Raw genomic sequence first — 14,517 nt, 5'->3', positions numbered from 1 at the left:
CCCGACGATTCAAACCATGAGCCAAGCCAATCCTGCCAAGAAGATCATCAACAATCCGCTCAAGTGCGCCGACGAACTCTTTGAGGGGCTCGTGCTGGCTTATGATGGCAAGGCGCGCCGCGTGGGCACGCGTTCCATCGTCATGAATGATCTGCGGCCGGATGCTCCTGCGCTCCTCGTGGGTGGTGGTGCCGGGCATGAGCCGATCTATCATGGCCTTGTTGGCAAGGGCATGGCCGATGGCGCTGCCGTCGGTGAAATCTTCGCCGCACCGCCGCCGGACATCGTGCTGGAAGCCGCCCAGGCGGTGAATCGTGGCAAGGGCGTGCTCTTCCTTTACGGCAACTACGCCGGGGACGTGATGAATTTCGACATTGGCGCGGAACTCGCTGCGGATGAAGGCATCGCCGTGAAAACCGTCATCATCGCCGACGACGTCTGCTCCGCACCTCCTGCGGAAAAACACAAGCGTCGTGGCGTGGCCGGCCTCGTGCCGATCACCAAGCTCGCCGGCGCCGCCGCGCAAACCGTGGATTCCCTGGATGAACTCGTCCGCATCGCCCAAAAAGCCTGCGACAACACCCGCACCGTCGGCGTTTCCACCAAGCCAGGCAGCATCCCAGCCACCGGCAAGCCCACCTTCGAACTGGCCGATGACGTGATCGGTCTCGGCATGGGCATCCATGGCGAAAAAGGCGTGGGTCTCATCCCGATGTGCACCGCCGATGAACTGGCGGCCAAGATTCTTGATCTCCTGTTTGCCGACGATCTGGCCCTCACCGCTGGAGATGAAATCGTGTTCTTCGTCAACAGCCTCGGCTCCACGCACATGATGGAGCTGCTCATCCTGCTGCGCGGCGCCAAGCCCATCCTCGACGCGCGCGGCATCAAGATTCACCAGACCATCGTCGACAACATCGTCACCTGCCAGGAAATGGCCGGCGTCAGCTTCAGCATCACCAAGCTGGATGCGGAGCTGAAAAAACTCTGGGACCTGCCCTGCGAAAGCGTGGGCTACACCAAGCTGTAAACCCGTCCACCCCATGAAACTCCCCGAGATCTTCGCCAGCCCTGCCAACGTGCGGTCTGTTCTGCAAGGAACCGCCATCTTTAATGCAGGCGACGATTCAGGGGAGATGTTCGTGGTGCAGAGCGGGGAGGTGGACATCGTCATCAACGGCGTCATCGTCGAGACCGTGGGCCCCGAAGGGTTCTTTGGCGAAATCTCCCTCATTGAGGATTCCGAACGCTCCGCCGATGCCATCGCCCGCACCGACTGCAAGCTCCTCCCCGTGAACCGGCATCACTTCCTCTACATGGTCGATGAGATGCCGCAGTTTGCCCTGCACGTCATGAAAGGCATGGCCGACCGGCTGCGCAAGGCAGACAAACGCGCGCAGGTGTAAGGGATCTTTTTCCCCTCTGGTTGCCGGTTGCCACCCCTAAGCACGGCAACCGGCAACCAGATTTCCGCCAGCGCTCAAAAGCTGTGCAACGGATGGCAATTCGTGGCAAGCAGCGGTGGAATATGATATGGAATGGCATTTGATTCGCCGCATCCCGAAAAAACGACGGCAACCATGAGGGGGTGTCTGGTTGCCATGTGGAAACCGGCCTTGGATGCGCAGGAACACCTGCAGATTCGTGGCAGTGAGCGGCGCTCGGTTAAGGGGAGGTAATGGACATCCTTGTCACGCGGCAGCCTTTTGGAGTGCGGTCGCGCAGATGCACGGCGCAAGCCTGCATCGGAGCCACCGCTTTCGCGAGGTGGAGAATGTTCTCAGGCCTCAGCCCTCCGTCCGACCTGCAAAAGCGGCGTCGCGCCCAGGCTTGCCTGTCCTGCGTAGCTCGCAGAGCGAAGAAGGGCCGCACGCATTGATTCGCTTCGCTCACCCTCCGGGCAGCCTGCGGCTGTCTACCTCCGCTGCGCTTCGGTTCCAAGACGCTCCGCGCTCGCGGTGGCTGCCATGGCTGACCCATCCATCGAGCCCTTGAGGGAAGACGGGTGTCAGGCCTTCAACGAGTCCTGTTATAATACATCCCTCCATGGCTTCATTCATCTCACCATCGGTGCCCAAGGGCATCCATGTTTGGGATGCGCGGCGCGTTTCCAAAGTGTGCCAATGCGCAGCCATAAAGCTAACCCACCAAGGGCCTCCCTCTCCTCTCGCCCCCCCGCTGGTTGCCGGTTGCCGTGCTTAGGGGTGGCAACCGGCAACCACGCTGTTCACACGGCTTCCGAAGGCTATGCAACCAGTGGCAGCCGAGAGCAGGCGGCTGCGAGGAATGGCATGCGTGTGCAAATAAAGGAAGTTGCTCGGGCCGATAGACGCCGAAAGAGTGGCAACTTGAAGGGGGGCTTGAGTTGCCGTGGGACTTCAGGAGCCGAGTATTAACCCGGGCGGGGAGAAGCTGAGGAATCAAAATGCCTGGAGCATGGCCGACAGGTTGCACCGCGCCGACAAACGCGCAGTGGGGTAGGGGTTGAAATGGGTGGAATGAGGCATACTTTTCCCCCATGAACTCAGTGACCACCACGGAAGCCGGCATTTTAAGCCGTCTCATTCAGCCGGGAACAGGCGGATGGGACAAGGCGGCAGCCACTGCCATTCTGAGTTTTTCATTCTCTGCGGATGATCGTGAACGGATGCTTGTGCTCCTGGAGAAGGCCAAAGCAGCGGCACTGGACGAAGCAGAACAAAACGAACTCACGAGCTTCCAAAAAGCCGGACGCACGTTGGAGCTGATGAAGGCCCGGGCGCGCATCTCTCTGCAACAGGCTGCTGCATGAGTTATGCCGAGACCGTCCCGTAAGCTGGAACGGCAGGTGATCGCGCAGGCTGCTGGGCGCTGCGAGTACTGTCGGTTGCCCGAGCATGTCTCCGATCTTCCGTTTCACACAGATCACATCATCGCGGAGAAGCATCGGGGTCCCACTGTTCTGGAGAATCTGGCTTGGGCGTGTTTTTCCTGCAACATGCACAAAGGGGCCAATGTGGCGGGAATTGATCCAGTGACAGGCGAGGTGATCAGGCTGTTTCGTCCACGTCAGGATGTATGGGAGGAGCATTTCAAGTGGCAGGGGGCGTGGCTGCACGGGCAGACGCCCATCGGACGCACGACGGTGATGGTTCTGGAAATGAACGATCCTGATTCAGTCCTGCTGCGTGAATTGCTGCTGGTTGAAGGCACTTTTTGACGAACTGCCTTTCCCCTCCGGGGCTACGTGACCGCTGGGGTGGGTGCAGGCTTCGCATTTGACTTCCCCGCCAGCGCGCCAACAATCGCGGTCCCATGCCCAAAGCCAACCTTTCCAAAGACGAAGTCAAAGCCATGCTCCTGCTCGCCTGCGAGCGCATCATCGCTGCCGAGCCGATGCTGTCCCAGGCCGACCGTGATCTCGGAGACGGGGATCATGGCATGGGCATGGAGCGCGGCATGCGTGCCGCCACGGAGAAGCTCAATGCCGGCGAAGTCGAAAGCATCGAGAAAGCCTTCTCCACCGTCGGCATGGCGATGATGAGCAGCATGGGTGGCGCCAGCGGTGCCATCTTCGGCACCTTCTTCCGCAATGGCGGCAAAGCCCTCAACGGCAAGGAATCCTTCGACGCCGCCGCACTGGCCGCATTCCTCCAGGCCGGTGTGGATGGCGTGAAGCAGCGCGGTGGTGCCGCCATCGGCGACAAAACCTGCGTGGATGCCATGGAACCTGCTGCCACCAAGGCCGGCGAAGTCGCTGCTCAGTCCCTCCCCGAAGCCATCACCGCCGTGGCCGCCGCCACCGAGGCCGGCAAGGAAGCCAGCAAAGCCATGGTGGCCAAGTTTGGCCGCGCCAAGACCCTCGGCGAGGCCTGCATCGGCTTCCCCGATGCCGGCGCCTGCTCCGTGGTGGTGATCATCACCGCCTTCCGCGACTACATCTTGGCCTGATTTGCGGGGCGCTATGCAAGCGCCTTGTCGTTTGCGAGTGCGCGACAGTCTTTTGGAATGCGGTCGCGCAGATGCAAGGCGCAAGCCTGCATCGTAGCTACCGCTTTCGCGAGGCAGAGTGTGTGCTACGGCCTCTGCCCATCGTCCAGCCAGCGAAAGCGGCGTCGCGCCTAGGCTTGCCGCCGCACTCCAAGACGCTCCGCGCTCGCGTGAGCGCGGGTGATTGCAGGTTGCTGAGGCCGCCTCCTTCGTCTCCTGATGAAAGAGATTCAATTCATCGAGGCCTGATCACCGGCTTCTGCCAGTCCTTCCAGAACGCTTCCGTGTGCATGGGATCGGGGCGGATTTCGATCACCATCGGCACTGGCAGCAGGTCTGCGAGATCATTCGCATCATCGGTCTGGAGATACTCCATGCCCCACAGCTGCGCCCACGGTTCAAATCCCAGCGAGTGACGGTTTTCGATCACGTTGCGTGCGGCCTCAGGCAGGGCGCGCATGCTGGCCACGCGGGAGAAAATCTTGCCGCCGCCGTTGTTGATCACCACGATGCGCAGCTGCGGATGCTCCATCTGGGCGATGACCCACGGCGCGGCCAGATCATACAGCGCGCTCAGATCCCCGAGGATCAGCCAGCATTCGCCGCCATGCACCGCGCTGGTGCCGAGAAAAGTCGAAACGAGTCCGTCGATGCCGTTGGCACCACGGTTTGCAAAAAGCTCGATGCCCGGTTTCGTCGTCTGCAGCGCCAGATTGAATTCGCGAATCGGCAGGCTGTTGCCCAAAAACACCCGCGAACCCGCAGGAATGGCCTTCGTGATTTTGCTCACCCATGCCGGTTCAGACTCCGGGAATTTTTCAAAGTCAGGCTCAAAGCGCAGAATGCCGCAGGGCGGATCAACGCGGGTCAACTGCGTGCTGCGAATGTTCTCCCACGCCAGCGTTTCCACATTCTCCGTCCGCGCCAGTCCGCTGAAGCCAGTGCGGGTGATGTTGGTGACCTTGATCTTCGGCAGATCCTCCAGATCCCGCCACCAGCGCCAGGAAGGCACCGCACCGATGCGCAGCACATGCGCCGGGCGTGCGGATTGCAGCGCCCGCTCACCACCGGGAATTAGCAGCGGCTGAAGTTCTGGGAAACCATGCAGATTCGAGGTCGCTTCGGCGATGATCGGCGCACCGAGCCGGGCCAGCAAAGCGGCCGCATCAGCAGCTTCACGAGGATGCATCCCTGCGGCCAGCACCAGATCACACTGCAGCGGCCCGGGCGGCCCTTCTTCAGAGGCAGGCATCGGCGGAGCGGCGGAAAAATCCACACCAGCCACATTCGTCTCCAGCGGTTCATCCAGGCACACGTTGAGGTGCATCGGCCCGTCGGAGCAGTGGCCTTCGTGGGATTCATCCGTGGCATCCCAGTCGCCCACGATGGTGGCATACACGCCAAACAATCCCGCCTGCTCAATGGCCTGCGGAGCCCCGCTGCCACGGTATCTTTTCGGGCGGTCCGCCGTCACCAGCACCAGCGGCAGATTTTGATAATGCGCTTCAATCACGGCCGGCAGAAGTTCAGCCGCCGCAGTGCCTGACGTCGTCACCACCGCCACCGGCTGGCGGTCGGCCATGATGCGGCCCAGCGCAAAGAAGGCCGCGCTGCGTTCCTCAAAGAAATTCCAGATCTTCACGCCGCTGCACGCCAGCAGGGCGGACACCAGCGGCGCATTGCGCGCACCGGCGGCCACACACACTTCACGCACCCCGAGATAGGCGATGGTGTGCAGGGTTTGTTGAATAAGCTGGGTCTGCGTCATGATTGAAGAGCCAGCAGTCTCAGCACGGCCTCGCGTTTGAGGCGCAGTTCGCGCCATTCGTGATCAAAGGCGCTGCCACCCACGATGCCACAGCCGGAGGGCAGGCTGATCTGATTCCCATCCCAGCAGATGCCGCGAATGGAGACGACGATGTGCGTGGTGCCATCGGTTTCAGCAAAGCCAAACGGTGCACCAAAAAATCCCGGCACCTTCAACTGCTGACGGTATTCGCGCAGCTTCTCCATCGACTCATCATCACGCGGCAGGCAGCCCACCGCCGGTGTGGGGTGCAGCAGCGGCACCAGCTGCGCCGGATCAGCGGCGGCGTTCAGTTGCACGCTGAGTCTGGACTGAAAATGCACAAGACCGGACGTCTGGCACAAGGTGCGCGGATCACGGGTCACAGCCCCCAGAGCCTGCAACTGCTGCGTGAGGTAGCGCACCACGATTTCATGCTCCTCGATCTCCTTCACATCCGTCAAAAACGCGTCCTGATTGCCGGGCTTGGCCGTGCCCGCCAGCGCCATCGTTTCCAGTTGCTGCGCCTTCACCTTGAACAGCAGTTCGGGCGTGGCTCCGAGAAAGCCGCCGCTCTCCTGGACATGGGCATAGCCCCACATGTTCGCGGGGGCGTGCATGATCGCATCCAGCAGCCGCCTTGGGTCACCAGCCGTCAAAGTGCCGGATTCCGTGAGCACGGGCACCATTTTCTCCAGTCGCTTGGCCTGGACTTCGCGGCGGATGCGGCGGAAGGCCATCTTGAACCATTCCGTGGCGGGTTTAGCCCATTGAATCTGAGGCTTTTGCGAGCCGTTGAGGTGAATCGTCTCCGCGAGGCTGCCAGCGGTGATCTCATGCAACCGCGCAGGCACTTTCCAGGGCTTGGGGTCCTTCAGGTCGAAGTCATTGATATAGAAGGCTCCTCCCGCTGCCGGCGCGGTGGCCAGCGCGGTGAAGGGGCCTTCTCCCAGCCATGCCCGCCCATCGGGCAGCCTGAACAATGCGAATTCCATCATGCGATTTTGCATGCATAGTGAAACGCACCGCGCTGCGTGCAAGATGGGAAACAGTCACATGTGAACATCCTTCCCGCCTCGCCAGTCGAATCCTTATTGCATGAATGCTGCTGACGAATTCCTCAAGGTCGCCACCGACTACCAGCTCGGGGCGCTTGATACGGAATCACAGCATCCTTTCACCACCTCTTTGTCGCAAATGGCGCGCAAGGATGTGGGGGAGGCGATTAAGCTCATGCATCAGGTGGATGTGCTCGCTTTGCGCCAGTTTGCCGCCAAATCCGCCCCTCTTGCAGACCTCGCCCGGGCCATCGCCGCCACCCTCGCCTCCGGGCACCGGGTGTTTCTCTGTGGCTGCGGCGCCACCGGGCGGCTGTCGCTGAGCATCGAGGTCTTCTGTCGCATGGGTGTCCTGCCCGTGACTGATCCGGAGCGCATCGTCGCCTTCATGGCCGGCGGGGATCTCGCCCTGATCAAGGCCATCGAAACCTTTGAGGATCATCCCGAATACGGCGCACGGCAGCTCGAAGAACTGGGCTTCATCAATGGCGACCTGCTCATCGCCACCACCGAAGGCGGCGAGACCCCCTTTGTCATCGGTGCGACGGAACGCGCTGCGGAACTCTCCACCAATCACCCTTGGTTCCTCTACTGCAATCCGGACGAGCAACTGGTCAAAGCCGCCGCGCGCTCCAAACGCGTGATCGAAAATCTAGCCATCCACAAGCTCAATCTCTCGGTGGGTGCCATGGCTGTCTCCGGCAGCACGCGTCTGCAGGCCAGCACCGTGCTCATGGCGGCCATCGGCTTTGCCTTCATGCATCAGCACGATCCTGAAAACGCCCCGGGGGAGGTGCTGCAACTGCTGCGCCACGTCGCGCATTGCGACGGCCAGTTTCTCGTGCCCTTCATCGAGCATGAGGCGGCGGTGTATGCGCGGGGTGACTATGTTTTCTACAGCAGCTCACGCTTTGGCATCACCGTCGTCACAGACACCACCGAGCGCGCCCCCACCTTCAGCCTCGTGCCGTTTGAAAAGCAGGATGATCCTGCCGCCCTGGCCTCATGGTCTCATTTCCTCATGCCGGAGCAGCCCGGCGCGCATGCCGCCTGGCACGCCCTGCTGCACCGCGAGCCACGCACCCTCGAATGGCCCGACGTGCGCCACGTCGCCGGAGCCGAGGTGCTGGCGTCCTATGACTTCTCCGCACAGCTCACGGCCCGGCGCCGCATTCGCACGCATGACGCCGAGCATCTGCAGTTTCACATCGACGGCGGGGCAGGGGAGATGCTCTGGGAGTTCGATGGCCTCAAGCATCAGATCGATCTGACCGGCATCCACGAGTTCCATGCCCACCTGCTGCTGAAGCTCCTCATCAACATCCACTCCACCCTCGTCATGGGCCGTCTGGGCCGCTACCTCGACAACCTCATGACCTACGTCAAACCCAGCAACAACAAGCTCATCGACCGCGCCGTCCGCTACGTCCGCCTCCTCGCCCAGCGCCGCACCGGCAAACTCCCCGGTTATGAAAAAGTGACACGCCTCCTGTTTGAAGAACGCGACAAACTCCAGCCCGGTGAACCCATCGTGCTGAAGACACTGGCGGCGCTCGGTGTGAGCGTGTGAGCAGCGCGACTTTTTCAGCTTGGTCTAGATGCCTGGCGAGGCTTGATATGCAGCTTGCTCCGTCTGGGTTTGGGATCATTCAGCCAGTTCAGGATTTTGGCGAGCAATTCTGACGCACGATCATTGGTTAAGTCCGACCGCCGGACATATTCCGGCAAGGACAAGCCCCAATGGTTGCCGTAGAAGTCAGAACATACGATGGTCAGATACTCGTCGGGAAAAAGCTTTCCCGAACTCATGGCGGCCGGCAGGATTTCGTCAGCCAAGGAGAAGCATTTCTTTATTTCGACCACGTTTTCCTCGTGGTCCATGTAAGCGCCACCCAATGAAAGGCCCAGAAACAGACGTAACGGGCCGAAGACCAGATAGTACGCCAGGAAGTAGGAGTTAAAGCCGTATCCGACATGGGCCAGCATGGCGTAGGGTGGTGGTGAATGATAACTCTCATCCACGTACTCGTCGATGTTGTATGGCGACATCTTCACCTCGCGCGTGGAAAAGAGCCATCGGTCCTCTTCCTCCAGTCGGCAGGCAAGCTCCTCGGGAATCTGCGGAAACGCCAAACCAGCATCACGGAATGTCTTCCTGGCTTTTTCAAGGCCGCTCATCGGCATGCTTTCTCTTTCCGCTCCGTCGACGCGCTCACCTAGGTTGGGCTCTTGGTCGTTCATGGCTGTACTGACTTGCCTCTTGCAATCTTCACCCAATGAATCTCCGGAGCAAGCTGCTCTCGGTGCTTTTTGGGGCCAGAATTTGAATGGGGGCTCCGCTTCCAATGCAACTCCATGCCACGTGGGCCAAGTAGTCGTTCTTGTTCCGCAAGATCCCCCCCTCCACACGGCGTTTTCCTCTCACCTCACCGCATGCCCATCCCACCCTCAGACACCGCTCTCCGCGACCAGACCCGCCGCCACTTCTTCAGCCAGTGCGGCATGGGGATTGGTTCCGTCGCGCTGGCATCGCTGATGGCAGAGCGCGGACTGCATGCCGCCAGCGCTGCGGCGGCGGCAGGGCCGGGCGTGATGAAGAAGGCGGACGTCACGCCCCGCGCGAAGAACGTCATCTACCTCTTCATGGCCGGCGGGCCTTCACAACTGGAGCTCTTTGATTACAAGCCGAAGCTCGTTGAGTTAAACGGTCAGCCGATCCCGCAGAGCTACATCGAGGGCAAGCGCTTTGCCTTCATGGGCACCAGCAACGGCTTCAAGCTCCTCGGCACCCGCCGCGAGTTCCAGCAGCGCGGCCAGAGCGGAGCCTGGGTCAGCGACATGCTGCCCTACATGCAGGGCGTGGTGGATGACATCAGCATCGTCACCACCTGCAAAACGGAGTTGTTCAATCACGCCCCGGCCAAGCTCTTCATGAACACTGGCAGCGGCCAGTTCGGGCGGCCCTCCATGGGCTCCTGGGTCACTTACGGCATCGGCAGTGAATCGAGCGATCTCCCCGGCTTCGTCGTGCTGCAGAGCGGTCCGCGCGGTCCCCGCGGCGGTGCCGTGCTCTGGGGCAGCGGCTTCCTGCCCACCACCTATCAAGGCGTGCCGCTGCGTGGCACCGGCGAGCCCATCCTGAACCTCTCCACGCCCGCCAGCTACAGCGCGGCCAGCCAGCGCCGTGTCATCGACACCGCGCGCGAGCTCAATCTCTCCCGCCTCGTGGAAACCGGTGACGACGAAATCCAAACCCGCATCAACGCCTACGAGATGGCCTGGCGCATGCAGAGCAGCGCCCCGGAGCTGATCGACCTCAAGGGCGAATCCAAGGCGACCCTCGATCTCTACGGTGTCGATCCCTCCCAGCCTTCCTTTGCACGCAACTGCCTGCTGGCACGCCGCCTCGTCGAGCGTGGCACCCGCTTCGTGCAGCTCTACCACACCAGCTGGGACAATCACGGCGGCAAAGGCGAAACCCTCGAAGACGATTTTCCCAAAGTCGTCAAAGACGTTGATCAAGCCTGCGCCGCACTGATTCGCGATCTGAAATCACGCGGTCTGCTGGAAGAGACACTGGTCATCTGGGGCGGTGAGTTTGGCCGCACCCCCATGGGCGAAAACCGCGACAAGACCGGCCGCAATCACCACATCGACGCCTTCACCATGTGGTTCGCCGGTGGCGGCGTGAAAGCCGGTCAGACCCTCGGCAAGACCGACGAACTCGGCTTCGGCGTCGCCGAAGACCCCGCCCACGTGCATGACCTGCACGCCACGATTCTCCATCTCCTCGGCCTCGAGCACGAGAAGCTCACCTTCAAATTCCAAGGCCGCGACTTCCGCCTCACCGATGTGCACGGCAAAGTCCTGCACAAGCTGCTGGCTTAAAGCGTTTTGAATAATGATGGGGCAGGTAAATCCAGGGCGGCCAAAGCGGGACTCCCTCTCCCCGCCCCTGACATACGGCGACAACGAGGCTTTTTCTTCGGGGAGAGGGTTGGGGTGAGGGGACGACACGTGCCTTTCGACAGGGTGGGATGCCCCTCACCCTACCTCTCCCCCAAGAACCTCTTGAGCATTGCCCCATCAGCGGCGGGGAGAGGGGATCAGCTTTGTGGCCGCACAATGTTATGTGCTAAAGGGCGGTAACATAATTTACAGCGCTCTAAAACGGCACGCACCAGGCCACTTCCTCAGAAGCGGCCTTCCTTCAAATCCAGCAGCGCACCACCCAGATGCGCCGTGACATCGCTCGCGCCCACAGACTCCATGGCCGTGCGCTCCTGAATGACAAACCTCTCCGCCGCACGACCGCACAGCCACGCCCCAAGACCCGCTGCCTGATGCAGCGTGAGATGCTGCGCGGCAAAGGTGGCGCATACGCCGGATAAAACATCCCCCATGCCACCGCTGGCCATGCCGGCGTGGCCCGTCGTGTTGAACAAGGTCGGCTTGCCATGGGTGGCGATCACCGTGCGCGTGCCTTTGAGCAGCAGCGTGCGCCCTGGTGCGGTTTCCGTGAGCGATTCGACGAGCATGCGGCGGCTCATGCCATGCCAGCCGGGGAAATTGCGCAGCAGGCGGTCCATCTCACCCGGATGCGGCGTCATGAGGCGCGGCAGCCTGCCAGTTTCATCAAGGATAGTGGGATGCTGCGCCAGCATCGTCAGCGCATCGGCGTCCACGACGGTGGGAACCTTCGCCCGCTTGAGCACTTCGAGGACTTCCTTGTCATGGGCAAAGCCCAGCCCCGGCCCGATGGCCAGCGCATTGAAGTTCATTTCCAGCACATCACGATAATCGTCGATCGGCTTCACCATCACCTCCGCAGGCAGACGGTGAACGATGAGCGGGTACAACTCCTCCTTCACCAGCAGCGTGACGAGTCCCGCGCCAGCGCGAATGGCGCCACGGCAGGCCAGTTCCGCAGCCCCAAGAAATCCCGGCGAGCCGGCCAGGATGCCGATGCGCCCTGCATCTCCTTTGTGCATGTCATTGGCACGGCGCGGCAGCCAGGAACGCAGCAGCCGGGGCGTCAGCACTTCAGCCTGCGCATCGCCATCCGTCTGCGACAAATCAGGCAGCGGCACCAGCGCGATGCGCCCCACGTAATGATCAGCCCCATCCTCCAGCAGCCCCGCTTTGATCTGCGCCACCACAGCGGTCACATCGGCTTCCACCGCGTCCTCGCAGGCGTCACCATGATCGCCGTCGAGACCTGAGGGAATGTCCATCGCAATCGTCACCGCATGCCGCTGCGTGCGCAGCGTGTTCATTTCACGCGCCAGCACCTGCAGCTCCGGCTTCATCGGCCCCAGGGCACCGATGCCGAGCAGCCCATCCAGACTCACGATCGATCCTGCGGGAAAATCAAACGCCGTGGCATCCTCCAAAATGCGAACCAGACTGCCCAGCACGTTTAGATGCGTGCGCGGCAGCGCCTTCATCGCCGTGGGCTCCGCACTCAGCCGGGCGTACAACCGCCAGCCATCAGCGACCAGTTCACGCGCCGCGACGAGCGCATCACCCGCGTTGTTGCCTTTGCCGAGAAACAGCACCAGCGATCCAGCACGCGGCGCAAACTGACGCACCACATTCGCGATGCCACGTCCCGCCTCCTCCATCAATGCCGCCGCACTCACGCCGCGTGCAAAGGCGGCCTCTTCGCATTGCTGCATCTGGCGGCACGTGACGATCATGGGATTTCCGCGGCTTCCAGCAGCATGCCTTTGAGTTGATGGGCCGACTGCACCGTTTCCTGGGTTGTTTTGGTGGCAGGCAGAGAAAGGACGCGCGTGCCTTTGGCCGTGGTGTCCAAGGCTTTGGAGATGCCTTCAATAGCTGCCACTTCGGGCCCACCAAGCACCAGCAGATGCATCAGGCGTTCACCATCGCGCTGCAGTCCATCCTTCAGCTGCTTCAGCGCTTCCGGTGTGTCTGGGATGAAGGCGAAGCGCAATGAACGCACCACTTTCTCACCCGTCAGTTCATGCGCGACAGCCAAGGATTCGGCGATGGCTTGCACCGTGCTTTCCTGCTGATCCGCCGGGCCACCGTAGAGAGCCAGGACCATCACGATTTCCAGCGGCCGTTTGATGCCCGTCAGTTCGGCATCAATGACCGACTTCTCGTCGCCAAAGCGCCCGCGCCGCACCGTGTAGCCCATGTTCTCAGCACCCATCGTGGACTCAAGATAGCCCGGGATGCTCAGGTCCCGGTCCGCTTTGCCCAAAGCCGTGCGCACGATCCCCGCATACCGTTCGATGCTCTCCGGGCTAATCTGCCGCCGCAGCGCCAGCGCATACTTGAAGGAACGATCCGCCGCCTGGTCCTTCTTCCACTGCCAGATGCCAAAGGAAGCAATCCCCAGCAGAATCGTGCCCACAGGCAGCATGACGAGGGCAAAACGAATCCAGCGTCCAGGATCAGCAGAGGTGGGTTGGGCTTCAGTCATGGGATCTCACTCCATAGCAAGAATCCGCTTCATGCCACGCAGAATCCGCTTTCGACCCCGCGCATCTTCATGCGGTGACAGGTTCAAGTTTCACCTTTCGAAAGCCAAAGAATTTGTAAACGGCCTTCACTTCGGTGTCTGAGCCAGAGTCATCATCGAGATGTGTTGTGACACATTCGAATTCGCTGAAGATGGCATCCTCTGTCCAAAAGTGGTGGGAATGAGCCCATTCCAAAGGATGCAGGATCAGGAAGCGTTCCTTCCTGTCGTTTTTAGCGTGTCCAAATTCCGTGGAATGTGGCACCCAGGAAATGACAATGGGGGTTCCGGGGCCTTGATAATGGACTTTACTTTCTCCGACCAGCTCGTTCTCCAGCTTCTGAAATTGCTTTTTGATCTCAGCATCCTGGGAAATCAGTTCGAGGTAATACTCCTTCAGGCTCTGATGCTTTCCTTTCAGACTCACCTCACGTTCCCGCAGCGGCTTGGGCCCATCATCGGACTGCGCTGAGGCCAGCCTATGAATGCCTGCCGTCGAAGTGAGCAACGCAAGGAAGGAGCGTTTGGTTTGCATGGTGCTGTCACTGTGAAGGCGTTTACTTAAGGTGCAGCAACAAAGTTGCCACCGACACCTTCTGCCCCGGCAGCACCAGCTCCGGCCGGATGTCCGCCAGCGGCTCCAGCACAAAGCGCCGCAGGTGCATGCGCGGGTGCGGCAGCGTGAGCACGGGATCATCGCTCACGACATCATCCGCATACAGCAGATCCAAATCGAGCGTGCGCGGCGAATTGCGCTCCCGCTGCTCCGGCCGCCCCAGCGCCTGTTCGATAGCCTTGAGGTGCGCATGCAGTTCATGCGGCGCACAGTCGGCGGAGACTTCAATGACCGTATTCAAAAACGCCTGCGTCCCCGGCGCGCAATCCACCGGCTCCGTCTCATACACCTGCGCACTCGCATTGAGCCTGATGCCCGGCACACGTGCCATCAGTAGCTCAACGCCACGCCGCATGTTCTCAGCGCGATCACCAAGATTGGAGCCAAGAGCGATGCCGAAGTTCATTGGGAAGAGTATTTTAAATAACGATCCGTGGCGAAGTCGTGCTCCATGCCACCGCGCTCCAGCTTGGGCACGAGAACGGATGCGTCTAGCAGCAGACCCAGACTTCCCGCCCATTCACGACGGTTTTTTTTCTGCCGGGCGAGCGAGGGCGGCCCATGTGAGCCTCCATCTGCCGATAGACTTCCTCGG

14 protein-coding genes are annotated in these 14,517 nt (G+C 61.1%); 7 read left to right on the top strand and 7 right to left on the bottom strand.

Annotation, left to right across the window (positions count from 1 at the left end):
- Nucleotides 1-16 precede the first annotated feature (16 nt).
- The 5 genes from AC24GY_RS08275 to dhaL all read left to right on the top strand — a co-directional run bounded on the left by AC24GY_RS08275 (nt 17) and on the right by dhaL (nt 3,930).
- Nucleotides 17-1,030: a dihydroxyacetone kinase subunit DhaK gene (locus tag AC24GY_RS08275; protein ID WP_422318688.1), complete on the top strand. Its 1,014-nt coding sequence runs from the start codon at nt 17-19 to the stop codon at nt 1,028-1,030.
- A gap of 13 nt (nt 1,031-1,043) precedes the next feature.
- On the top strand, nt 1,044-1,406 hold the full coding sequence (locus tag AC24GY_RS08270; RefSeq protein ID WP_487681903.1) for a Crp/Fnr family transcriptional regulator: 363 nt from the start codon (nt 1,044-1,046) through the stop codon (nt 1,404-1,406).
- Between the two features lie 1,112 nt (nt 1,407-2,518).
- Complete coding sequence (locus AC24GY_RS08265; protein WP_422318684.1) at nt 2,519-2,791, top strand: hypothetical protein; 273 nt, start codon at nt 2,519-2,521, stop codon at nt 2,789-2,791.
- Nucleotides 2,792-2,827: 36 nt separating this feature from the next.
- Nucleotides 2,828-3,199 (top strand): HNH endonuclease, encoded by a 372-nt coding sequence (locus AC24GY_RS08260; RefSeq protein WP_487681901.1) that lies wholly within the window; start codon nt 2,828-2,830, stop codon nt 3,197-3,199.
- Nucleotides 3,200-3,294: 95 nt separating this feature from the next.
- Entirely contained in the window at nt 3,295-3,930 is a 636-nt protein-coding gene (gene dhaL / locus AC24GY_RS08255; RefSeq protein ID WP_487681899.1) for a dihydroxyacetone kinase subunit DhaL, read from the top strand.
- Nucleotides 3,931-4,204: 274 nt separating this feature from the next.
- Here dhaL and AC24GY_RS08250 read toward each other — a convergent pair whose 3' ends face one another.
- Both AC24GY_RS08250 and AC24GY_RS08245 read right to left on the bottom strand, forming a co-directional pair.
- On the bottom strand, nt 4,205-5,737 hold the full coding sequence (locus AC24GY_RS08250) for a thiamine pyrophosphate-binding protein (protein ID WP_487681897.1): 1,533 nt from the start codon (nt 5,735-5,737) through the stop codon (nt 4,205-4,207).
- Nucleotides 5,734-6,753 carry a chorismate-binding protein gene (locus AC24GY_RS08245; protein WP_487681895.1) on the bottom strand — a complete coding sequence of 340 codons (1,020 nt, stop codon included), beginning with the start codon at nt 6,751-6,753 and terminating at the stop codon, nt 5,734-5,736. Before AC24GY_RS08245 ends, AC24GY_RS08250 begins: the two co-directional genes overlap by 4 nt.
- Nucleotides 6,754-6,853: 100 nt before the next feature.
- Here AC24GY_RS08245 and AC24GY_RS08240 point away from each other — a divergent pair, with 100 nt between their 5' ends.
- Nucleotides 6,854-8,383: an SIS domain-containing protein gene (locus AC24GY_RS08240; RefSeq protein ID WP_487681893.1), complete on the top strand. Its 1,530-nt coding sequence runs from the start codon at nt 6,854-6,856 to the stop codon at nt 8,381-8,383.
- Nucleotides 8,384-8,397: 14 nt separating this feature from the next.
- On the opposite strand, the gene AC24GY_RS08235 is transcribed toward AC24GY_RS08240, so the two are convergent.
- On the bottom strand, nt 8,398-9,054 hold the full coding sequence (locus AC24GY_RS08235) for a hypothetical protein (protein WP_487681891.1): 657 nt from the start codon (nt 9,052-9,054) through the stop codon (nt 8,398-8,400).
- Between the two features lie 192 nt (nt 9,055-9,246).
- Between AC24GY_RS08235 and AC24GY_RS08230 the strand changes: the two genes are divergently transcribed.
- Nucleotides 9,247-10,701, top strand: coding sequence for a DUF1501 domain-containing protein (locus AC24GY_RS08230; protein WP_487681889.1), 1,455 nt, complete (start codon nt 9,247-9,249; stop codon nt 10,699-10,701).
- A 305-nt stretch (nt 10,702-11,006) separates the two neighbouring features.
- Here AC24GY_RS08230 and AC24GY_RS08225 read toward each other — a convergent pair whose 3' ends face one another.
- The 4 genes from AC24GY_RS08225 to folK all read right to left on the bottom strand — a co-directional run bounded on the left by AC24GY_RS08225 (nt 11,007) and on the right by folK (nt 14,328).
- Nucleotides 11,007-12,512, bottom strand: coding sequence for an NAD(P)H-hydrate dehydratase (locus AC24GY_RS08225; protein ID WP_487681887.1), 1,506 nt, complete (start codon nt 12,510-12,512; stop codon nt 11,007-11,009).
- Nucleotides 12,509-13,267 carry a hypothetical protein gene (locus tag AC24GY_RS08220; protein ID WP_487681885.1) on the bottom strand — a complete coding sequence of 253 codons (759 nt, stop codon included), beginning with the start codon at nt 13,265-13,267 and terminating at the stop codon, nt 12,509-12,511. The genes AC24GY_RS08225 and AC24GY_RS08220 overlap by 4 nt, the downstream gene beginning before the upstream one ends.
- A 67-nt stretch (nt 13,268-13,334) precedes the next feature.
- Nucleotides 13,335-13,841, bottom strand: coding sequence for a hypothetical protein (locus AC24GY_RS08215; RefSeq protein WP_487681883.1), 507 nt, complete (start codon nt 13,839-13,841; stop codon nt 13,335-13,337).
- Nucleotides 13,842-13,863: 22 nt separating this feature from the next.
- Nucleotides 13,864-14,328: a 2-amino-4-hydroxy-6-hydroxymethyldihydropteridine diphosphokinase gene (folK, locus tag AC24GY_RS08210; protein WP_487681881.1), complete on the bottom strand. Its 465-nt coding sequence runs from the start codon at nt 14,326-14,328 to the stop codon at nt 13,864-13,866.
- Nucleotides 14,329-14,517: the final 189 nt, after the last annotated feature.

Source organism: Prosthecobacter sp. Pr1 (assembly GCF_057652315.1).
The sequence above is the reverse complement of the archived record's forward strand: the minus strand, read 5'-3'. Positions and strand labels throughout refer to the sequence as shown.